General features: G+C 64.5%; 18 protein-coding genes. 7 read left to right on the top strand and 11 right to left on the bottom strand.

Features of this window, described 5'->3' with window-relative positions:
* The first annotated feature begins 141 nt into the window (after positions 1 to 141).
* Entirely contained in the window at positions 142 to 1,746 is a 1,605-nt protein-coding gene (locus tag D3242_RS02970) for a GMC family oxidoreductase (RefSeq protein ID WP_064983448.1), read from the top strand.
* Here D3242_RS02970 and D3242_RS02965 read toward each other — a convergent pair.
* Positions 1,743 to 2,567 carry an NAD-dependent epimerase/dehydratase family protein gene (locus D3242_RS02965; RefSeq protein ID WP_223217779.1) on the bottom strand — a complete coding sequence of 275 codons (825 nt, stop codon included), beginning with the start codon at positions 2,565 to 2,567 and terminating at the stop codon, positions 1,743 to 1,745. The two genes, D3242_RS02970 and D3242_RS02965, sit on opposite strands and share 4 nt — an antisense overlap.
* Before the next feature lie 155 nt (positions 2,568 to 2,722).
* On the opposite strand from D3242_RS02965, the gene D3242_RS02960 reads away from it, so the two are divergent.
* Entirely contained in the window at positions 2,723 to 3,454 is a 732-nt protein-coding gene (locus D3242_RS02960) for a FadR/GntR family transcriptional regulator (protein ID WP_019856621.1), read from the top strand.
* A gap of 48 nt (positions 3,455 to 3,502) precedes the next feature.
* On the opposite strand, the gene kdgD is transcribed toward D3242_RS02960, so the two are convergent.
* The 4 genes from kdgD to D3242_RS02940 all read right to left on the bottom strand — a co-directional run bounded on the left by kdgD (position 3,503) and on the right by D3242_RS02940 (position 7,653).
* Positions 3,503 to 4,435 (bottom strand): 5-dehydro-4-deoxyglucarate dehydratase, encoded by a 933-nt coding sequence (gene kdgD / locus D3242_RS02955; protein ID WP_064983446.1) that lies wholly within the window; start codon positions 4,433 to 4,435, stop codon positions 3,503 to 3,505.
* A gap of 74 nt (positions 4,436 to 4,509) precedes the next feature.
* Positions 4,510 to 5,337, bottom strand: a complete 828-nt coding sequence (locus tag D3242_RS02950; protein ID WP_019856623.1) for an ATP-binding cassette domain-containing protein — start codon at positions 5,335 to 5,337, stop codon at positions 4,510 to 4,512.
* On the bottom strand, positions 5,334 to 6,401 hold the full coding sequence (locus tag D3242_RS02945; RefSeq protein ID WP_081296039.1) for an ABC transporter permease: 1,068 nt from the start codon (positions 6,399 to 6,401) through the stop codon (positions 5,334 to 5,336). The genes D3242_RS02950 and D3242_RS02945 overlap by 4 nt, the downstream gene beginning before the upstream one ends.
* 160 nt (positions 6,402 to 6,561) lie before the next feature.
* A complete protein-coding gene (locus tag D3242_RS02940; protein WP_064983444.1) occupies positions 6,562 to 7,653 on the bottom strand; it encodes a sugar ABC transporter substrate-binding protein in 1,092 nt (363 codons plus the stop codon).
* A 183-nt stretch (positions 7,654 to 7,836) separates the two neighbouring features.
* Between D3242_RS02940 and D3242_RS02935 the strand changes: the two genes are divergently transcribed.
* A complete protein-coding gene (locus D3242_RS02935) occupies positions 7,837 to 8,865 on the top strand; it encodes an aldo/keto reductase (protein WP_064983442.1) in 1,029 nt (342 codons plus the stop codon).
* Positions 8,866 to 9,141: 276 nt separating this feature from the next.
* Here the strand turns inward: D3242_RS02935 and D3242_RS02930 are convergent, their stop codons facing one another.
* The 6 genes from D3242_RS02930 to D3242_RS02905 are packed head-to-tail and all read right to left on the bottom strand — an operon-like array spanning position 9,142 to position 15,295.
* Positions 9,142 to 9,915, bottom strand: a complete 774-nt coding sequence (locus tag D3242_RS02930; RefSeq protein WP_064983440.1) for an SDR family NAD(P)-dependent oxidoreductase — start codon at positions 9,913 to 9,915, stop codon at positions 9,142 to 9,144.
* Positions 9,916 to 9,920: 5 nt separating this feature from the next.
* The gene (locus D3242_RS02925; RefSeq protein WP_223217778.1) at positions 9,921 to 11,303 is read right to left on the bottom strand and encodes a dihydroorotase; all 1,383 of its coding nucleotides are present in this window, start codon (positions 11,301 to 11,303) and stop codon (positions 9,921 to 9,923) included.
* Positions 11,278 to 12,213 carry a polysaccharide deacetylase family protein gene (locus D3242_RS02920; protein ID WP_064983438.1) on the bottom strand — a complete coding sequence of 312 codons (936 nt, stop codon included), beginning with the start codon at positions 12,211 to 12,213 and terminating at the stop codon, positions 11,278 to 11,280. The genes D3242_RS02925 and D3242_RS02920 overlap by 26 nt, the downstream gene beginning before the upstream one ends.
* Positions 12,214 to 12,225: 12 nt before the next feature.
* A complete protein-coding gene (locus D3242_RS02915) occupies positions 12,226 to 13,251 on the bottom strand; it encodes an NAD-dependent epimerase/dehydratase family protein (protein WP_020628787.1) in 1,026 nt (341 codons plus the stop codon).
* 30 nt (positions 13,252 to 13,281) lie between these two features.
* Positions 13,282 to 14,031, bottom strand: a complete 750-nt coding sequence (locus D3242_RS02910; RefSeq protein WP_064983436.1) for an SDR family NAD(P)-dependent oxidoreductase — start codon at positions 14,029 to 14,031, stop codon at positions 13,282 to 13,284.
* A 10-nt stretch (positions 14,032 to 14,041) separates the two neighbouring features.
* Positions 14,042 to 15,295 carry an MFS transporter gene (locus D3242_RS02905; protein WP_038645014.1) on the bottom strand — a complete coding sequence of 418 codons (1,254 nt, stop codon included), beginning with the start codon at positions 15,293 to 15,295 and terminating at the stop codon, positions 14,042 to 14,044.
* Positions 15,296 to 15,599: 304 nt separating this feature from the next.
* Between D3242_RS02905 and D3242_RS02900 the strand changes: the two genes are divergently transcribed.
* Genes D3242_RS02900 through D3242_RS02885 form a run of 4 tightly spaced genes read left to right on the top strand, consistent with a single transcriptional unit; the run spans position 15,600 to position 19,626 of the window.
* Positions 15,600 to 15,950 carry a RidA family protein gene (locus D3242_RS02900; RefSeq protein ID WP_019856633.1) on the top strand — a complete coding sequence of 117 codons (351 nt, stop codon included), beginning with the start codon at positions 15,600 to 15,602 and terminating at the stop codon, positions 15,948 to 15,950.
* Positions 15,951 to 15,974: 24 nt separating this feature from the next.
* Positions 15,975 to 17,405 carry a dihydropyrimidinase gene (gene hydA, locus D3242_RS02895; RefSeq protein WP_019856634.1) on the top strand — a complete coding sequence of 477 codons (1,431 nt, stop codon included), beginning with the start codon at positions 15,975 to 15,977 and terminating at the stop codon, positions 17,403 to 17,405.
* On the top strand, positions 17,390 to 18,304 hold the full coding sequence (locus D3242_RS02890; protein WP_064983434.1) for a nitrilase-related carbon-nitrogen hydrolase: 915 nt from the start codon (positions 17,390 to 17,392) through the stop codon (positions 18,302 to 18,304). Before hydA ends, D3242_RS02890 begins: the two co-directional genes overlap by 16 nt.
* Positions 18,305 to 18,315: 11 nt before the next feature.
* The gene (locus D3242_RS02885) at positions 18,316 to 19,626 is read left to right on the top strand and encodes a Coenzyme F420 hydrogenase/dehydrogenase, beta subunit C-terminal domain (protein ID WP_064983432.1); all 1,311 of its coding nucleotides are present in this window, start codon (positions 18,316 to 18,318) and stop codon (positions 19,624 to 19,626) included.
* Positions 19,627 to 19,638: the final 12 nt, after the last annotated feature.

Genomic DNA, 19,638 nt, shown 5'->3' with positions numbered 1-19,638 from the left:
ATGGATTGCCAAGCTCCTCCACTTGTACGACAACCCTTCAACACGATAACCATACCCTTTCTCTTGACGCGGCACAAGCGACTTGAGATCGTTGCGCAGAGCAGAGCAGGGCGATGATTTCGCGCTGCCAAGGGAGTGAGAATGTCTGACTACATCATCGTCGGCGGTGGCTCGGCCGGCTGCATTCTGGCCGCCAGGCTGAGCGAGGATCCGGACGTTTCCGTCACCTTGCTCGAAGCCGGCCCGCCTGACACCGATCGCTACATCCATCTGCCGGTCGGCTTCTTCAAGATGACGTCGGGGCCGCTGATCTGGGGCTATGATACCGCCCCCGGCAAGGCGATCGACGGCCGCACCATGGTCTATCCGCAGGCGCGCGTGCTGGGGGGTGGCTCCTCGATCAATGCCCAGGTGTTCACGCGCGGTTGCCCGCAGGATTACGACGGCTGGGCGGCTGATGATGACTGTACGGGATGGAGCTACGCCGAGGTGCTGCCCTACTTCATCCGCTCCGAGGGCAACGACACCTTCGCGGGTCGTGAGCACGGCATCGATGGCCCGCTCGGCGTTTCCAGCGGCGCCCCTCATCCGCTGACCCGGGTGTTCGTTAAGGCGGCGCAGCAGGCGGGTCTTCCGTTCAGGGCCGATTTCAATGCTGGCGAGCAGGCAGGCACCGGCTTCTATCAGACGACGACGCGTCAGGGGAAACGCTCAAGCACCGCCGTCGCCTATCTCAAGCCCGCACTTGGCCGTCGGAATTTGACGCTGCGCACCGACGCCACGGTCAGCCGCATCGTCGTCGAGAACGGCCGCGCCATCGGCGTCGAGGTCATCGTCAAGGACCGCACCGAACTCTTGCGCGCCGAGCGTGAGGTGATCGTCACCGCCGGCGCCATCGGCTCGCCGAAACTGCTGATGCTGTCCGGCATCGGCCCGGCCGCGCATCTCGGCGCGCACGGTATCAAGGTTGTCCGCGATCTCGCCGGCGTTGGCCAGAACCTGCACGATCACATGGATGTCGACGTCGTCGCCGAGCTCAACGGACCGCATGGCATCGATCGCTACAAGAAGAAGCGCTGGCAGGCCGTCGCGGGCCTCGAATATGCGCTGTTCGGCAAGGGGCCGGTGGCCTCCAACATCGTCGAAGCCGGCGGTTTCTGGTGGGGCGACCGCGCGCAGAAAACGCCCGACATCCAGTTCCATTTCCTGCCCGGCGCCGGCGTCGAGGAAGGCATCGGCTCGGTTCCCGGCGGCAATGGCTGCACACTGAATTCCTACCATGTGCGCCCCCGCTCGCGCGGTAGCGTCACGCTGCGCTCGGCGGACCTGCGCAATGCGCCGGTCATCGACCCCAACCCCTTCGCCGAGCGCTACGATCTCGAGCGCGCCATCGACGGCATCGAGATCAGCCGCGAGATCCTGTCGCAGCCGGCTTTTTCAAAATACATCAGCCGCGAGCATCTTCCAGGCGCGGCCATGCAGGGACGCGCCGCACTCGAAGCCTTCGCCCGCGAACATGGGCGCAGCGCCTATCATCCGGTCGGCTCGTGCCGTATGGGCGGCGATGCCGGGAGCGTCGTCGATCCCGAGCTTCGTGTGCGCGGGTTGCAAGGCCTGCGTGTCTGCGACAGCTCGGTGATGCCAAGCATTGTGTCGTCCAACACCAACGCCGCGGTCATCATGATTGCCGAGAAGGCGGCGGATCTAATCGCCGGGCGCGGCCCTCTGCCTGCGGCGACGGCCTAGTCGTCAAACATCTCACGCGGCGGAAAGTCGGTGCGGCTGTAGTCCGCCACGATGAACTTGCCACCCTGGTAGCGCTCGACCACGGGATTGTCCGTCACCTTGCCGCGCACGCGTTCGGCCTGGTCGTCTGAACTGTCGAGCGGGATCCAGCCGATCTTGTCCCTGGCATCATGCCGCCAGAAACCGCGGCTGTTATTGGACTGGCCCCAGATGACGGAGCAATCGACCCGCTCCGCCGCTGCGCAACGCTCGATCAGCCGCACGAAATCGTCATGCGAAATCCAGGTCGACAGGATGCGTTCGTCCGGCACCTCGGGCAGCACCGAGCCGATGCGGATCAGCACGCTTTCCACCGCATGCTTGTCGAAGTAGAGCCGCGCCAGCATCTCGCCATAGGCCTTCGACAGGCCGTAATAGCCGTCGGGCCTGAGCAGGCAGTCTTGATCGAGGATCTGCGTCCGCTCGTAGAGGCCGACCGCATGGACCGAAGACGGGAAGACCACGCGCGCCTTCCGGCTGCGTGCCGCCTCGTAGATGTGGAAGCTGCCGCGAAAATTGGGGCCAAGCACGGTCTCGAAGGATTGCTCGGTGGAGATGCCACCGAAATGCAGGATCAGGCCGCAACCCTCCGCCAGATCGTTCACCGCCTGCTGATCCTCGAGATCGGCGATGGTGAAGCTTGCGTTTGGCGGCAGCGGGATCGGTAACGGCACGACATCGGTGAGCCGCAAGGTCCAGCTCAGCGCCGCCAGCCGGACTGAGAGCAGGCGCCCGATCGTGCCGGAGGCTCCGGTCACCAGGACCGGTTTGTCGGTCAGCATCACATCCAGTCCTTTCGCTGAGACCGCGGACATGTTCGCGCTGATATGGCAGGGCGAATGAAGACTGGTCGTGGCGAGCATTCCGCAAATGTCATCATATCACCGTATAAATAATCGGTTGCCAAGGACGGCGGTTCGTTTATTGCTTGGTGGCGATGAAACGTTCCTTTGGCCTTCCCCCGCAGATCAGCCGCACGGCGCAGGTTGCGGACTGGTTTGCGCGCGAAATACGTGCCGGCCATATGACGAGCGGCGAGAAACTGCCGACCGAGCAGGAATTGATCGCGCAATTCGGTGTCAGCCGCACGGTGATCCGAGAAGCCATGGCTTCTCTTCGATCGGAAGGGCTCGTCGTCAGCCGCCAGGGTTCTGGCGTGTTCGTCGCCGACCATCAGGCCAACACCACGTTTCGCATCGTCTCCGACGAGCTGCACTCGCTGACCGAAGTCCAGAACGTGCTGCAGCTCCGGCTGGCGGTGGAACAGGAAGCCGCCGGAATCGCCGCCGAGAAACGCAGCGACGACGACCTTGCCCGCATGCGCGACTGCCTCGACGCCATCGATGCCTCGATCGCGGCGGGAGAGAGCGCCATCGAGCCGGATTTTGCCTTCCATCGGGCGATCGCCTCGGCCACCGGCAATCCCTATTTCGAACGCTTCATGCATTTTCTCGGCCCCGTCGTCATTCCACGCCAGCTGATGCGTCCGCGCGACGAAACGCCGGAGCAGCGGCGGCACTATCTGGAACAGGTCCAGATGGAGCACCGCCGCATCTATCAGGCCATCGAGCGGCAGAATGTCGAAGCCGCCCGCTTCACGTTGCGCGAGCATCTGGAGGCTGGCCGGGAACGCTATCGCCGCATGGTCGACGGTTCGGCCCGATCGTAGCGCGCCGTCAACTCGGGTCTTCGATCCACTCCAGCAAATCATCCCGTCCTACGCCAGCTCCGCGACCGGCATCTCGCAGGACTGCATGAGATCAGCGAGCTGCCGCTCCTCATCATCAGTCAGGTCGAGAAGCGGCGACCTGACCGGGCCGCAATCGATGCCGGCGATGCGCGCACCGGCCTTGACGATCGACACGGCATAGCCGGCGCGTCGGTTGCGGATGGCGAGGTAGGGCAGGAAGAACGAGCGGATGAGGTCGTCGACTTCCGTCTTGTGGCCGGCGCGCAGCGCATTGAAGAAGCGCAGCGCTATCGCGGGCGCGAAATTGTAGATGGCCGACGAATAGGTCGTCATGCCGATGGCGGCCGCCGCACTCGCATGGACCTCGGCCGTCGGCATGCCGCCGATAAAGACCAGCCGGTCGCCCATTCGGTAGCGCGTGGCGGTGAGTAACTCGATGTCGCCGACGCCGTCCTTGAAGCCGATCAAATTAGGGCAATCCTGAGCCACACGCTCGAGCGTCTCGGGTGTCAGAATGGCATTGTCCCTGTTATAGGCGATCACGCCGATGCCGACCGAGCGGCAGATGGCGGTCAGGTGCCGGCGCAGGCCCTCCTGCTCCGACTTGACCAGATAGGGGGGCAGCACCAGCAACCCGTCGGCGCCATTGGCCTCGGCGGCCTTGGCAAACTCCACCGCCATATGCGTGCCGTAACCGACACCGGCCAGCAGCGGCATCGTATCGGGCACTTCGTCCGATGCCGCCCGCACAACACGCTTGTATTCCTCGAGCGTCAGCGAAAAGAATTCGCCGGTACCGCCGGCGGCGAAAAGCCCGCTGGCGCCGGCAGCGCCTTGGCTGGCGACATGGGCGCGGTAGCCGTCCTCGTTGAAGCCGCCGTCATCATCGAAGAAGGTCAGCGGAAAGGACAGCAGCCCGCGGCCAAGGGATCTGGTCAGTTCGGTGGGTGAGAATGTCAAAACGAATACTCCGTGCGAGGGGCCGGGCCGATGGTGGTCGGGCCGGCGGGGATTGGTTCAGCCGCGAGGCAGGTTCATACGAGGCCCGGCCGTACTTCAGCCGCGGCGGCGTCGATCGCCTTGCGGCCGAGGCCCGATTTGACGATGCGGATCAGCTCCTCCTCGCTGGTGTCGGCGGTGGACGCGTCCAGCGCGACCTCGCCCGAATGCAGGAAGTTGATGCGGTCGCAGACTTCGAAAATCTGGTTGTAGTTATGGACGATCAGGATCACCGAGACCTGGCGCTGCTGGCGCAAATTCTGGATAAGCCCCAGCACATGCGCGCTCTCGCGCACGCCCAGTGCCGCCAGCGGTTCGTCAAGCACCAGGATCTTCGGTGACGAATAGATCGAGCGGGCGACCGCGATGCACTGGCGCTGCCCGCCCGACAGGAGATCGACTGTGCTGTTGACGCTGGGGATCGAGATGCCGAGCGTATCGAGATAGAGCTGCGCCTGTTCGCGCATCTTCCTGTTGTCCAGCAGGTTCAGGCCAAGGAAGCGCTTGTGGTACTCGCGGCCCAGAAACATATTGTGGAAGACGCTGAGGTCGCCGATCAGAGCCAGGTCCTGATAGACGGTTTCGATGCCTTGGGCGCGCGCATCGCGCGGCGAGGCGAAACGCACCTCCTTACCTTGCGAGACGATCGTGCCGGTATCGGGCTGGTGGAAGCCGGACAGGATCTTGATCAGCGTCGATTTACCGGCGCCATTGTCGCCGACCAGCGCCAGGACTTCACCCTGGCGCAATTTTATCGAGACGTCGACGAGGGCGGTGACCGCGCCGAAACTCTTGGAGATGTTGGACATCTCCAGCACGACGGGCGAATCCTTGCTGAGGGGTGGAATATCTTGCGTGTTCATACGCGCCTCCGTGTGCGCAGGCGGTCGACCTGGATTGAGAGGATCATGGCGGCGATGATGGCGGCGCCGAGATAGATGTCGGATACGGTGGCCTGCGCGCCGATCATCACCAGGCCGTTGTTGAGCGAGGCGACGACAAAGGCGCCGATCAGCGCACCGATGACCGTGCCGGAGCCGCCCAGCAGCGAGGTGCCGCCGATGACCGCCGCGGCGATCGCCTGCGGGGTGAGGAACGGGCTGCCGGCCTGCGGATCAGCCGAGGTGAACTGCGCGGTGTTGATGATGCCGGCGAAGGCGGCGAAGCCGCCGGCGATCATGAAATTGTAGATCTTCATGCGGTCGGTGCGCACGCCGATCTCACGCGCGCCGATGATGTTGGAGCCCGTCGCGATGGTGTGCAGACCGAAGGTGGTGCGGTTCAGAACCAGCGCCAGCACCAGCACCAGCACCGCCGCCCACAGGAAGGGCGTGAAGGCGGTGATGCCATGCCAGGACAAGAGCGCATCCGATGGCTGGTAGAGGCTCTGTCCGAAGATGGCGTTGAAGGGTTGCTCGACCGGCGCCACGATCGGCTGGCTGTTGTAGATTGAGACGACGATGCCTTGCAGGAAGAACAGCATGCCGACGGTGGTGATCAGCGACGGCACCTTGAAGCGCACGGTGATGATGCCGTTGATGGCGCCGACCAATATGCCGATCAGCACGCCGATCAGCGCACCCACGGCGAGCGGCACGCCATAGGTGACCGACAGCAGAGCCATGACATAGGGGGCGATCGAGAAGATGGCGCTGAGCGACAGGTCGATCTCGCCGGTGATCATCAGCATGACTTCCGCCGCGGCGATCAGGCCGAGCCGGCCGGTGTCGCGCAGCACCACGCTCATGAATTGCGGCGACAGGAAGCCGCCATCGCTGCCGAACTGGAAATAGATGACCAGCACGATGGCGACGACGGCGATGCTGGCCTCGCGATAGCGCGAAAGCAGGATCAGCAGCCTTTCCGTCATCGTGTGCGGGACCTTGACGCCGGTCTTCTTCGCGGGCTTGGTTTCTGTGGGCGGCACTCTTGTCTTCCTGATTTCGAACTTCTTCTTGATTTCGAATTTTGGGCGAAGAAGAGGATTTGCGATGAGGCGAAAGCAGCCAGGTCGGCAGCCGGCGCCGCCCCCGCCACATCATGCGAAATGACGCGGCGAGGGCAGGCGTTTCACAGGGTTGACCGTGTCAGGTCGGCTCGACGTCGCTGCGGCCCTCGAAGCGCGATTTGCCGACATAGGCGTCGACATTGTCCTTCGTCACATAGGCCTGGCTGGTGTCGCTGTTGGCCGGGCCGACGAGACCGCCGGAGAGCTTGTAGAGGTACATCTGCTGCACCGGCAGGAAGCCCTGCAGATAGGCCTGCTGGTCGGTGGTGAAGTTGACGTCGCCGGCCTTGATGAAGTCCAGCGTCTGCGGGAACAGGTCGAAGCCGGCCACCGCGCCGCCTCCCTTCACCAGGCCGTATTTGTTGGACACGAAACCGCAGGCATAGGTGTCGGAACCGCCGGTGCCGAACAGGCCGTTGACGTTTTTGTGGCTGAGATAATAGCTCTCGACGCGCGAGATTTCGGTTGCCGGATCCGGACCGGTGTTGACGACATCGTAGGTGACGCCGCTGTTACTGTCCTTGATCGCCTGGATGTAGCCGTCGAGACGCGGCTGCGTGTTCAGCGAGCCGGGCACGCCGATCGACAGCATGACATGGCCGCCCTTGGGAATCAGCTTCAGCCACTTCAGCGCCGAGTTGTAGCCGGACTGATAGAGCGGCTGGCCGACATAGGAGAGCCGCTTGTTGGGGCTGCCGACCGGCACGTCGGCGTTGAAGGCGACAACCGGGATACCCGCCTGCGCGGCCATGTCGGTGGCGGCGTCGAAGGCCGTCGGATCGACCAGGCACACCGCGATGCCGTCCGATTTCTGCGCGATCGCCGTCTGCATGGCGCTGACCATTTCGGAGACGACGTTCTTCTGCGAACCTGTCCACTGATAGCTGCAGCCGAAAGCCGCGCAGGCATCCTGGATGCCGTAGACCGTTGGCGTGAAGAACTGGTCGAGCGTCACGTGGCAGACGAAGTGGAATTTGTAGGGCTTCTTCGGCAGGCCGGGCGATGAATCGGCTGCTCGTGCGGCACTGATGCCGCCGGCCAGACCTGCACCTGCCAGTCCGCTGGCGAGGCCTGCGGCACCGAGGCCGAGCTTCCCGGCCAGTGCGAAGGCACTGCGCCGGCTGATGCCGGCATTCACCATCTCCATCAGATCTTTCGTCTCGTCGTCCATGCGTTCCTCCCTTGTCGCTTTGTAGGCATCGCTACATTTGTCATCTGGTTACATTGTTATATGACAACTTTTGTGTCAATGCTTTTTCGCCGCCGAGCTCAGGACGGCCCTCTGCGGCCTAATGGCGCGAAGGCGGCCTTCTGGGCGGCACAAATGGACGATCAGGGATTACAGGAAGAGAAAATGGCTGGAATCGAATTCAGGGCTGTTAGCAAGGGCGGCCTGAAGGTGACGACGATCGGGCTCGGTGGCACGGGGCTCGGCAACATGTACCGCGCCGTCGACACCGATGCGGCGGTGAAGACTGTGCAGGCGGCCTATGACAATGGCATCCGCTATTTCGACACCGCACCTGTCTATGGCTTTGGCGTCAGCGAGACGCGTCTGGGCCTTGCCATCAAGTCGCTGCCCCGCGCGGACATCGTCATCTCGTCGAAGATCGGCTACGACCTCGTGCCGATCCCGCCCGAAGAATTGAAGCCGGCGCTGTGGGACCAGCCCGGCTCCTTCCGCGCCGAATTCGACTATTCGCGCGATGCGGTGATGCGTTCGCTCGAGGGCACGCTGAAGCGGCTGGACACCGACTATGTCGACATGGTCTCGATCCACGATCCCGACGAGGCCATTCATTTCGGCCCCGGCGAGGATCCCTATGCCCGGAGCCGCTTCCGGGAAGCCATGGACGGCGCCTATCCAGCGCTCGACGAACTGCGCTCGCAAGGCGTCATCAAGGCGGTCGGCGTCGGCATCAACCAATGGCAGATGCTGTCCGATTTCGTCGTTGCCGGCGCCTTCGATTATTTCCTGCTCGCCGGCCGCTACACGTTGCTCGAACAGGAGCCACTGGCGACCCTGCTGCCGCTCTGTGAACAGCGCGGCACGAGGATCATTATCGGCGGCCCCTACAATTCCGGCATCCTGGCGACGGGCGCGGTCAAGGGCGCGACCTTCAACACCAGGCCGGCTCCCGAGCCGGTGCTCGAACGCGTCCGCCGCATCGAGGCGGTGTGCGCCAGCCACAAGGTTTCGCTGCCGGCGGCGGCGCTGCAGTTCCCGCTCGGCCATCCCCTGGTGTCGAGTGTCATCCCGGGCGCCCGCTCTGCCGAGGAATTGAAGCAGAATCTGGCCTATCTGCGGGAGGATATTCCGTCGGAGCTATGGGCTGATCTCAAGCAAGCCGGATTGGTTGCGGCCGCTGCACCGACCTCTTGAGCGCCCGCCGATGACCTGAAGAATGGACGCTGGATCAGTTCACCGTCTCACGGAAAAGGCGAACTGCTCTAAGTCTTTTGTCTTGCTCTGGTAGCGGAGGGGTGGCGCTGAAGCGAGGCCGCGAGGAGGCATCTCGATAAACCGCATCCACCGTTTCTGTCGCGGGGAATAGCTAGCGATGCACAAGCCTCGGCGAGCGGACGGCACTGTGGAACCAGTCCTGGGGAAAGCACAGCGAACGCGTCTTATGGCACGGGCGGATGTAGTTCTCCTCGGTCAGCCCGCCATCCAGCCGCCGTCGACCATCAGGTTGATGCCGGTGACGTAGCTTGCCATGTCGCTGGCAAGGAACAGTGCGGCACCTGCCACGTCATTCGGATGCCCGAGCCGCGGCCAAGGCGTGCGGCGGTGTGAATAGTCGAGCGCGCCAGGGTCGTTGGCAACGCCTGGCTTGCCGGTGATGATCTTGCCGGGTGCGATGGCATTGCAGACGATCAGGTCGTCGGCGTGGTCAACGGCGATCTGCCGTGTCATCTGCACGATGCCGCCCTTGCTCACCGAATAGGGGAAGTCGCCCGGGCAGGCCACCATGCCATGCTGCGAGGAGAGGTTGATGATACGGCCGCGCACGTCGTTGACCGGCGCCTGGGCGAGCATCTGTATCACCGCCCGTTTCGAGCAGTAGAAGAATCCGGTCAGGTTGACGCCGATGACGCGCTGCCATTGTTCCGGCGTGGTGTCGATCAGATTGGTGCTGGTGTAGATCGCGGCGTTGTTGACCATCACGTCGAGCCGTCCGAACTGCGTGACCGTCGCACCGACCAGCCCATCGACGGCGCTCCAGTCGGAGATGTCGGTCCGGATGTAAACGGCAGCTCCGCCGGCCGAGCGGATCAACTCCACGGTGCTCTCACCGCCCTCGATCGGCTGCTCGACCGTGTCGGCGATGACGACGTTCGCGCCCTCGGCCGCGAATTTCAGCGCGATCGCGCGGCCGATGCCGGAACTGCCTCCGGTGACGATGGCGGTCTTGTCTGTGAGCAGGGGCATGGTCCTCAGCTTTCCCGGGTGACAATATTTCCAACGCTCGGGCCAATCAGTTTTCCCTCGCGCACGATCTCACGACCACGCAGGAGGACGCTTGTCAGCCGTGCCTGGACCGTCCAGCCATCGAATGGTGTATAGCCCGCTCGCGACACCTGATCGGCATTGGCGATCGTGCTCGACTGGCGGGGATCGAGGATGAGGATATCGGCATCGTGGCCGGTGGCGATCCGTCCCTTGCGCCGGCCGAGGCCGAAGCGCTCGGCTGGATTGCTGGCACACATGCGTACCACATCCGGCAGCGCTATCAGCCCTTCCTCGACCAACCTCAGCACGGTTGGAAGCAGCGTCTGCAGCCCAGGCATGCCGCCCGGAATGTCGGCGAAAGCAGCATAGCGCGCGGCCTTTTCGGCCGGTGCATGCGGCGCGTGGTCGGTGGCGATGATGTCGATCAGGCCGGCGCTCAGCGCCGCGCGCAGCGCGTCGACATCATGCGGCGAACGCAGGGGCGGAGAGGCCTTCAGATTGGCGCCTTGTGTTTCGTAATCCTGCGCTGTGAAGAACAGGTTCTGCGGCGTGGTTTCGACGCTGGCGTCGGCCATGCCGCGCAGCCGGCTCCACGCCTCGACGCCGAGTTCGGAATTGACCTGGCGGACGTGAATTCTGGTCTCGGCCGAGGCGGCGGCGGCAAGCGCGCGGGCAATGCCGTTGGCCTCCGCCAGCGGCGGCCGGCTGGCCTGAAAGGCGGCGATGGTGCCGGAACGGTCACGCAGTGTGCTGCCGGTCAGGATCGATTGATCGCCCGGCGAGATGCCGATCAAAGTGTCGCTGCCGACGAAAGCTCTCAACGCTTCGGCCACGGCGTCGAGCGTCGCGAACAGGAAGTCATCGGGCACATCGGCTGTGAACAGTTCGAATGAGACCGGCGCGAGATCGAGCAGGCCTGAGACGTGCGACAGGTCGCTGCTGACCACGGCCTGGAAGCCGACATCGACATGGATGCGGCCATCGGTCATCGCCATCTTGTCGGCAAGCTGTTCGGCCGTGGCCGTCCACGGCTCGTCGGTCGGCATGTCGAGCACCGTCGTCACACCGCCAAGGGCCGCGGCATGCGTGCCGGAGGAAAAGTCCTCCTTGTGCGTCAGTCCGGGCTCGCGCAGATGCGCATGCGCGTCGACCAGGCCGGGTAGCAGATAGGCACCGGCCGCATCGACAACGGTCCTGGCCGAAGCCGTCTCGCCGGGCGCGATCCTTGCCACGATGCGGCCGTCGGTGATGCCCACGTCGCGCCGCTCGAACCCTTCGGCGTTGACGATGGTGGCTCCCCGGATCAGCGTTTCGAACATGTCGCCGTTCTCGTTGCTCTTGTCAGCCGCGCCGCTCGAAGCCGGCATGATTGTCCAGCCAGAACCGGGCAATGTCTTCGCGCCGCATAAAGGCAGCGGTCGGGTTCTGCTTCACATGCTCGATCACCTCGCGCAGCCCGGACGCCCGGTTGGGCTGGCCCATCCAGCGCGCGTGGATGCCGATCGTCAGCATGCGGCCGCCGGTTTCGTCCGCCTCGTCGAGCATGTAATCGATCGCCGAGCGGCAATCCTCGGCGAAGTCGCGCGGATTGCTGTAGCCGGGCGCCACCAGATAGCGGCTGTCGTTGAGCGTCTTGGAATAGGGCACGACCAGGATCTCGGTCCCCCGATGATCGAGGAAATAGGGCAGGTCGTCGTTGCAGGGATCGGAGTGGTAGAGGAAGCCGCCTTCCTCGACGAGCAAATCGCGCGTGTTGATGCTGGGCAGCGAGCGGCAGTTCCAGCCGAGGGGGCGCCTGCCCAGCAGCTTCTGGTAAAGCGCGATCGCTTCATGCAGGTGGCGCTTTTCCTCGCTGCGCTCCATGGTCGTGTAGTCGATCCAGCGCAGGCCGTGGCCGAGCAGATCGTGCCGCCGCGTCTTCATCCATTCGACGAAGGGCGGGTTCCGGTCCAGCGCTACCGCGCAAGCGGAGATGGTGATCGGGATGTCGTAGCGATCGAAGAGTCGTGCCAGCCGCCAGACACCGGCGCGGCTGCCATATTCGAAATGCGTCTCGGTGCCGAGATCGCGCACCGGCGGGCTGGAGGTGAGATTGTATTCGCCCCAATTGTCGTTTCGGCCGTCCTCCAGCCAGGAGTACTCCGAGCCTTCCTCGTAATTGAGCACGAGGTTGATGGCGAGCTTGACGCCGCCGGGCCAGGTCATGAAGGGCGGGCGCGGACCATAGCCAACGAAATCCCTCGGCTGGGTCGGTTGCGAGGCAGCGCTCGGCGTCATGGCAAGTTCCTCTCAGCTCGTTTCGTTGGCTTCTATCCAGTCCATGTAGGCGTGGAAGGCTTCCTTGCCGGGGCGCGGCCGCCATGTGGTGTCGCGTAGGATGCGGGCGATGTCATACGCGCCCCACATGCCGCCTTTCAGTCTCACATCCTGGACGATGTTGGCGTTTTCTCCGGATGTCACTTCGGCCTTCAGTCCGGGCACGCGTTCCCTTGCCCAGCCGATGATCTCGCCGATGGTCTGGCTCGAGCCGGAGCCGATGTTGTAGTGGCGGTAGTTGAGGCGCGGCGCATCGATCAGCGCGAGGATCGCGTCGGCAACGTCGGTCGAGGCGACATAGTCGCCGACAGGCTCCAGGCTGTTCGGCCTGATCGTCTCGCCGGCCAGAGCCATATGCGCGACGCGGTTGGGAACATGGCGAAAGTTGCGGCTCTCGGTCGCGCGGTCCATCGGGCCGTAGACCGAAGCAAGCCGCACCGAGACAGCCGACAGGCCGAACAGGTCGGCATAGCGGTTGGTCACCATCTCGGAGGCGAATTTCGAGATGCCGTAGAGCGTCAGCGGCGCGACATAGCCGTCTTCCGGCAGCGGCTCGCCGCCCCAGTCGGGTCCATTGTGACGGTAGACGGAGCCGGAACTGACATAGACGAAGCGCTTTACCTCCGGCCTCGTGCGCGCCCAGTCCAGCACTCGCACGGTGCCCATCAGATTGACGTCGACGATGCGGGCAGGGTCTTCCGCCTCTGGCTGGCGTTTTGCCTCGGAGGCGCTGCCGCGCGAGATCGGCGTGATCGTCGCGCCATGCACGATTGCCGTGATGCCATGCTTGTCGAGTGTCGCGGACCAGGCCTTCGGGTCGAGCACATCGGCAGCGATCACCGTGAGCCGGTCGCGTACCGGGGCGAAATGCTTTTCGGCCGCCGTGTCGAGGCCGGACCGGTCGAGGATCACGGCCCGGGCTTGCGGATCGCGGTCGAGCCAGGCGCGCGCGACCACGCTCATGACAAAGCCGGTGCCTCCAGTGACGAGTAGCGTCATGCGAACTCCTTGGTGGTTGAACGATGAGGGTCAGCGCGTCGCATAGCCGCCGTCCACGAGCATGTCGGATCCGGTGACGAAGGATGCATCCGATGACAAAAGGAAGGCAGCCGCCGCGGCGATCTCATCCGGCTCCGCGATGCGGCCGAGCAGATGCGCGGGTCCGAGACCTGCATTGGCCGCCTCGAAGTCCGGAAATCTGCGCAACAGGCGCGTCGTCGCCACCGCGCCCGGCGACAGGCTGTTGACGCGCACCTTATCCGGCGCATGGTCGACCGCCATCGCCTTGGCAAGATGGATCAGTCCCGCCTTGGCGGCGCAATAGGCGACGGCCCTGGTCGTCGCGACCCGTCCGAACTGCGATCCGATGAACACCACCGACCCGCCGCCACCCGCGGCCATCAACGGCACCGCGTACTTGCTTATCAGGAACGCGCCGGTCAGGCTGACGTCGAGCTCGCGGCGCCAGGACTGTTCGTCGAGATCGACGACGGTGGCGTTCGTCGACGGCGCGGCAGCGTTGTGCACCAACCCGTCGAGCCGGCCGAATTTTTGTCTCGCGAATTCGACGGCGTCCCGGGCGGAACCGATGTCGGTCACGTCACATTGGCAGGCGGCAGCCGAAGGACCAAGTATACCGGCAAGCTGTGTCGCCGGCAGAAGATCATGGTCGGCACAGACGACGCTGGCGCCTTCCGAAACACAGCGTCGGGCAATGGCGGCGCCAATGCCGCTTGCGGCGCCCGCAATCAGGACAACGCTGCCTTGCAGTCGGTTCATCGCGGCGACCTCAAACCCGTTCCTCGGCGCTTTGCATGACCGGTGCCGTGACCGGCCGGCGCAGAAGATTGTAGCAGGCCGCGAGCGTGACCAGGGCAGCGCCGCCGCCGAGCAGCAGGAACATGGCGGGAGGCCCAAGATGCGCCATCAACCCCGCGGCGACACCCGGCGTTGCCACATTGCCGATCGAGTAGAGCAGAAGCAGCGTGCCGGAGGCGGCGACCATGTGCCGGCTATGAAGCTGAGACGCGCCGAAGGCCATCGCCACAGGATAGATCGTCAGCGCCGTGGCGCCATAGAGGAAGAACAGCACGAAAAGCAGCGGCACCGACAGGGTGCCGACCCATGCGATCGCGGCGCAGGCCGTCACCGACACCAGCCCTTGCGCCAGCAGCATCAGGCGGCGGTCGAACCGGTCCGACAGCCAGCCGACCGGGGTCTGCGCCAGCATGCCGGCGATGCTTATCGTGGTCACCAGCCAAACCGTGGCCGCCGCCGACAGTCCGATCTGCGTGCCGTAGAGAGGCGTCAGCACGAAGATGTTCATGTTGGTGATGCCAGCCTGGAAAATGGCGACGACCGTCACCGGCGCCAGCCTGAAAAGCGCCAGCGGTCCGAGCCGCCTGTCCGTCTTCGCCCCGGGCGCGGGCGCCGGCTCGGCCGGCACAGGAGGCAGCGTCGGCCAGCGCAGCCCCGCGAAGTTGGGCGTGAAGGCCAGAAGGACCGTCGCGGTCGCGACCAGGAACAGATGCGGAGATTGTGGACCGACCAGCGCGACCAGGATCTGGCCGAGCAGCACGGCAATCGCCGTCGTCAGCATGTAGATCGAGAACATCGCGCCGCGATTGTGCTGTTCGGCATAGAGATTGATCCAGCTCTCGCAGACGACAAACATCGACGCCATCGACATGCCGCCGAGCAGCCGGAAGCAGAACCAGCCCGGCATGAAGTCGGTGAAGACGAAGCCCAGAGCCGACAGCAGCGCTGTCGTCAGGATCAGCAGGAAGGTCCGCTCATGGCCGTAGCGGGCGACCAATGGACGCGTCATCAGGCATCCGATCAGGAAGCCGACCGGATAGGCGGTCAGCACGATCTGCACGATGTCGGGGTCGACGCCGGGTTTGCCGAGGTGGAACGAGACAGCGGTCGTAAGCATGGCGCTGCCGATACAGGCGAGGCAGACGCTTGCCATGATCGGCAGCGTGGCGCGGGAGCGCTCGGCATTCCGCCACAAGCGCATCGCGGATTGAGCGATCGATCCCATGAATGCAGCCGTCGGCCGGCTAGGACGGGCGCCGGAGATCGCAAGCAGGATCACTGACCGACGCCGGACTTTTACGCATTGCGACGGCTCCCCTTGGCAGTCACGCTGGCCGGCGGCTGCTCTCCCTGAGGGAAGCTACACCTCGCCATGCATGCCACAAGCGAAGATTGACACGGCTATGGCGTCATTTTTTTTGGCCATCCCAGTTGCGGAAAACAGGGTTGTGCCGTGCGACAGCCTTTACAGTCCTTTTGCACGCTCCCTACGATAGGTCGCCTGCCGAAGATCGAGAGGAGACCAGGAGATGACGATTGAACGCCTTGAGAATGGCCAACGCTTCTGCCGGGTGCTGCGCTATAACGGTACCGTCTATGTCGCCGGCCTGACGGCGGACGACCTTTCCGGCGACACCACCGCACAGACCAGGCAGATCCTCGGCAAGATCGATACCCTTCTGGCCAAGGCCGGCAGCGACAAGTCGAAACTTCTCAGCGCCCAGATCTGGCTGCGCGACATCGCCGACTTCGAGATGATGAATGCTGCATGGGATGCCTGGATCGATCGCAGCGCCATGCCGGTGCGCGCGACGGTGGAGGCGCGGCTTGCCGGCGACCAGTATCGCGTCGAGATCATGGTCACGGCCGCGGTCGGCTGACGCCGTTTGGGGTGGGAAAACCGAATGCATGAGCTGGTGATCAAAGGCGGACGCGTTGCGCTCGACGACGGGTGGGCCGAATGCGAGATCGCCGTCGACGACGGCCGCATCGCCGCTATTGGCACCAGCCTGGCCGGTAAATCCGTGATCGGCGCCGGCGGTCGTTGGGTCATGCCCGGCGGCATCGATGCCCATTGCCATCTCGACCAGCCGGTCTGGGGCGGGGCCGGCAATGCGGACGATTTCGAGTCCGGCACCATCTCGGCGGCTTTCGGCGGCACGACATGCATCGTCCCGTTCGGAATGCCGGGGCCGGAGATGAGCACTGTCGGCGCCATTGATCGAGCGCTCGATCGCGCCACAGGCCGCGCGGTGATCGACTACGGGCTGCACGCCGTGGTGACCATGGGCACCGGCCCGGATGTAGAGCAACAGCTTTCGCAACTTGCCGGTCGCGGCATCGCCTCGATCAAGCTGTTCATGACCTATCAGGGTTTTGCCGTCGACGACGACCTGTTCTTCAGGGTGCTCGATACTGCCCACAGGCTTGGCTGGATCGTCATGGTCCATGCCGAGAACGATGCCGCGATAAGGCGCACACGCCAGCGGCTGATCGATCTCGGCCGCACCGATATCCGCTACCATGCCGTTGCCCACAGCGAGACGATGGAGCGCGAGGCCACGCATCGTGCGCTGGCCTTCGCCGAGATGACAGGCGCGCGCATGACCATTGTCCACGTCTCGTCCTGGCAGTCGGCCGAGGAGGTGGCGCGAGCGAGGACGCGCGGCGTCGGCGCTATCGCCGAGACCTGCCCGCAATATCTGTTCATCGGCGCAGCCGACCTCGACCGCCCGGCCATCGATGCGGCGCGTTTTGTCTTTTCGCCGCCGCCGCGTTCGCCGCGCAGCCATCGGCATCTGTGGCAGGCGCTGATCGATGGCGGCATCGATCTCTGGTCCTCCGACCATTCGCCCTATTTCTTCGCCGACAAGATCGCGAGATCGCAGACGCCCGCCTTCACCACCACGCTGAGCGGCATTCCCGGCATCGAGACTCGTCTGCCGTTGCTCTTCTCGGAAGGGCTGCTCACCGGCCGGCTGACGCTGGACCGCTATCTCGATCTCACCTCCCGCAATGCCGCCGCGATCTATGGTCTGGCCCATGCCAAGGGGCGGATAGCGGTCGGCCTCGATGCCGATCTGGCGCTGTGGGATCCGACCGCGACCTGGACGCTCGGGCATCAGGCGCTGCATTCGCGCGTCGACTTCACGCCCTACGAGGGCAGGAGCGTAACCGGCAAGCCGACCACCGTGCTGGTGCGCGGCGTGCCGGTGGTCGTGGACGGCAAGCTCCAGGTGCGGCCGGGGTTCGGACAATTCGTAGCGCGCACCGCCGCCGATCCGGCTCTTTCGCGAAAACCAGTCGAGGAGACGACGCCATGGCTCGATGCCTGACTATTGCGGTTGCCCAGACCGGACCCATACAGCGCAGCGCCTCGCGTGCCGAAACAGTCGATCGCCTTGTCCTTCTGCTGGAACAGGCCGCCGTCGCAGGTGCGGAGATTGCTGTATTTCCCGAGATGGCGCTGACCACCTTTTTTCCGCGCTGGCGCATTGACGACCAGGCGGAGATCGACGCCTTCTTCGAACAGTCGATGCCAGGCCCCGAAACGCAGCGCCTCTACGATGCCGCCGCGCGCCTCAAGGTCGGCTTCGCGGTCGGCTATTGCGAGATCGCCAGGGAAGACGGCCACACGCGCCATTTCAACACGATGGACCTTGTCGGCCCGGACGGGCGCTTCATCGGGCGCTACCGCAAGATGCATGTGCCGGGGTCGAGCGAGCCGGAGCAAGGCACCACCACCCATCTCGAACGCCGCTACTTCGAACCCGGCAATCTCGGCTTTCCCGTCTTCGACTATCGCGGCGTCCGTGTCGGCATGGCGATCTGCAACGACCGCCGTTGGCCGGAGACTTACCGCATGCTGTGCCTGAATGGCGCCGAGGTCGTGCTGCTCGGCTACAACACGCCGCTGCTTCTCGACGAAGCGCCGGGACTGGCGCATCTGAGAATGTTCCACAACCATCTGCCGATGCAGGCCGGCGCCTACCAGAACACGCTGTGGGTGGCGGCGGCCGCCAAGGCTGGCCTCGAAGACGGCCAGGCACTGATCGGCGGATCCTGCATCATCGCGCCGACCGGAGAGATCGCCGCGCAGGCGATGTCGCTCGACGACGAGATAATCGTCCATCGCGCCGATCTCGATCTGATCGAGACCTGCCGGAAGGTGAATTTCAACTTCGCGCTCTATCGCCGCCCCGACCAGTACCGGCGCATTTCGGAACCGGTCTGAGATCGAGCGTGATGGGCCTCCTCGAAGCCAATCAGGACACGATGCCGCGCGCGGCCCATCCGCTGTCACTCGGCGAGATCGTCGAGAATGGACTCTGTATCGGCTGCGGCCTCTGCCGTTCGATAGCCACGCCCGATGCCATCGAAATGGTGATGACGCCGGAGGGCCGCGAGCGGCCGGTGGCGAGACAGGCGCTGGACAGGCCGACGCTGATGCGGATCAATGCCGTCTGTCCGGGAACGCGCATCGCAGGTCCGCCGCCAGCCCGATCAGGCGAAACCACGTTGATGGACACGGTCTGGGGACCGGTCGAGAGGCTTGTGCTCGGCCGCGCCGGAGATCCGAGCGTGCGGTTTATCGGTTCCGGCGGCGGGGTGCTGACGGCGCTCGGCCAGTTCCTGCTGAGCTCCGGGCGTGTCAAATTCGTGCTGCATGTCGCGGCGTCACATTCCCAGCCGATGCGCAGCGAAACGCGGCTGAGTTTCGATGCCGCTTCGATGCTCGAGGGCGCGGGCTCGCGCTATGGCCCGGCTGCGACCCTGGTGGATTTCGGCGATATCCTTGATCGCGGCGAACCCTTCGCGCTGATTGCCAAGCCTTGCGACATCACCGCCGTGCGCAACCTGGCGCGGCTCGATCCGCGCGTCGACGAGTACATGCGCTATGCCTTGGCCTTCGTCTGCGGCGGCGCATCGGACCTTTCGAAATCGGAACAGGTGCTGCAGCGTTTCGGCCTCGCCGAGGACGAGCTCGCGCTGTTCCGCCATCGCGGCCACGGCAATCCCGGCCTCAACCGGATCGAAACCAGGGACGGCCGCGCCTTCGAGCTTAGCTATCGGCAGCTGTGGGAAGACGAGGACAAATGGATGATCCAGCCGCGCTGCAAGATCTGTCCCGACGCGATCGGCCAGGTGGCGGACATTGCCGTTTCGGATGCTTGGCTGAATGGTGGGCCGGCGGTCGAGGACGAGGCGCTCAACGGCATCATCGTGCGCACAAGGCGCGGCCTTGAACTGTTCGACGCGGCCGTCGAAACCGGCGCGCTGGAGATCAAGCGCGAGACCGGCATTGCCGAGATCAGCGAATTGCAGTCGCACCAGGTGCGCAAGCGGCGCGCTGTCTGGGCGCGGCTGAAAGGCATGGCGATCGCCGGCAAGCCGGTGCCGTTTGTCACCGACCTCGCACTTGGAGATTGCGCCCTGCAGAATTCGCTGGCGGAGAACCTAGCCGAGGGTCGCGGTGCCCGCGACCGCGCTCACCGCGGTCGCCTGGGTGAGCCTCCTGCCGCGCCGCGCAAAAGCAGGACCGTGCAATCGTGTTGAAGGATGGGCTGA

This window comes from Mesorhizobium jarvisii, assembly GCF_003601985.1.
Lineage (GTDB): Bacteria > Pseudomonadota > Alphaproteobacteria > Rhizobiales > Rhizobiaceae > Mesorhizobium > Mesorhizobium jarvisii.
The sequence above is the reverse complement of the archived record's forward strand: the minus strand, read 5'-3'. Positions and strand labels throughout refer to the sequence as shown.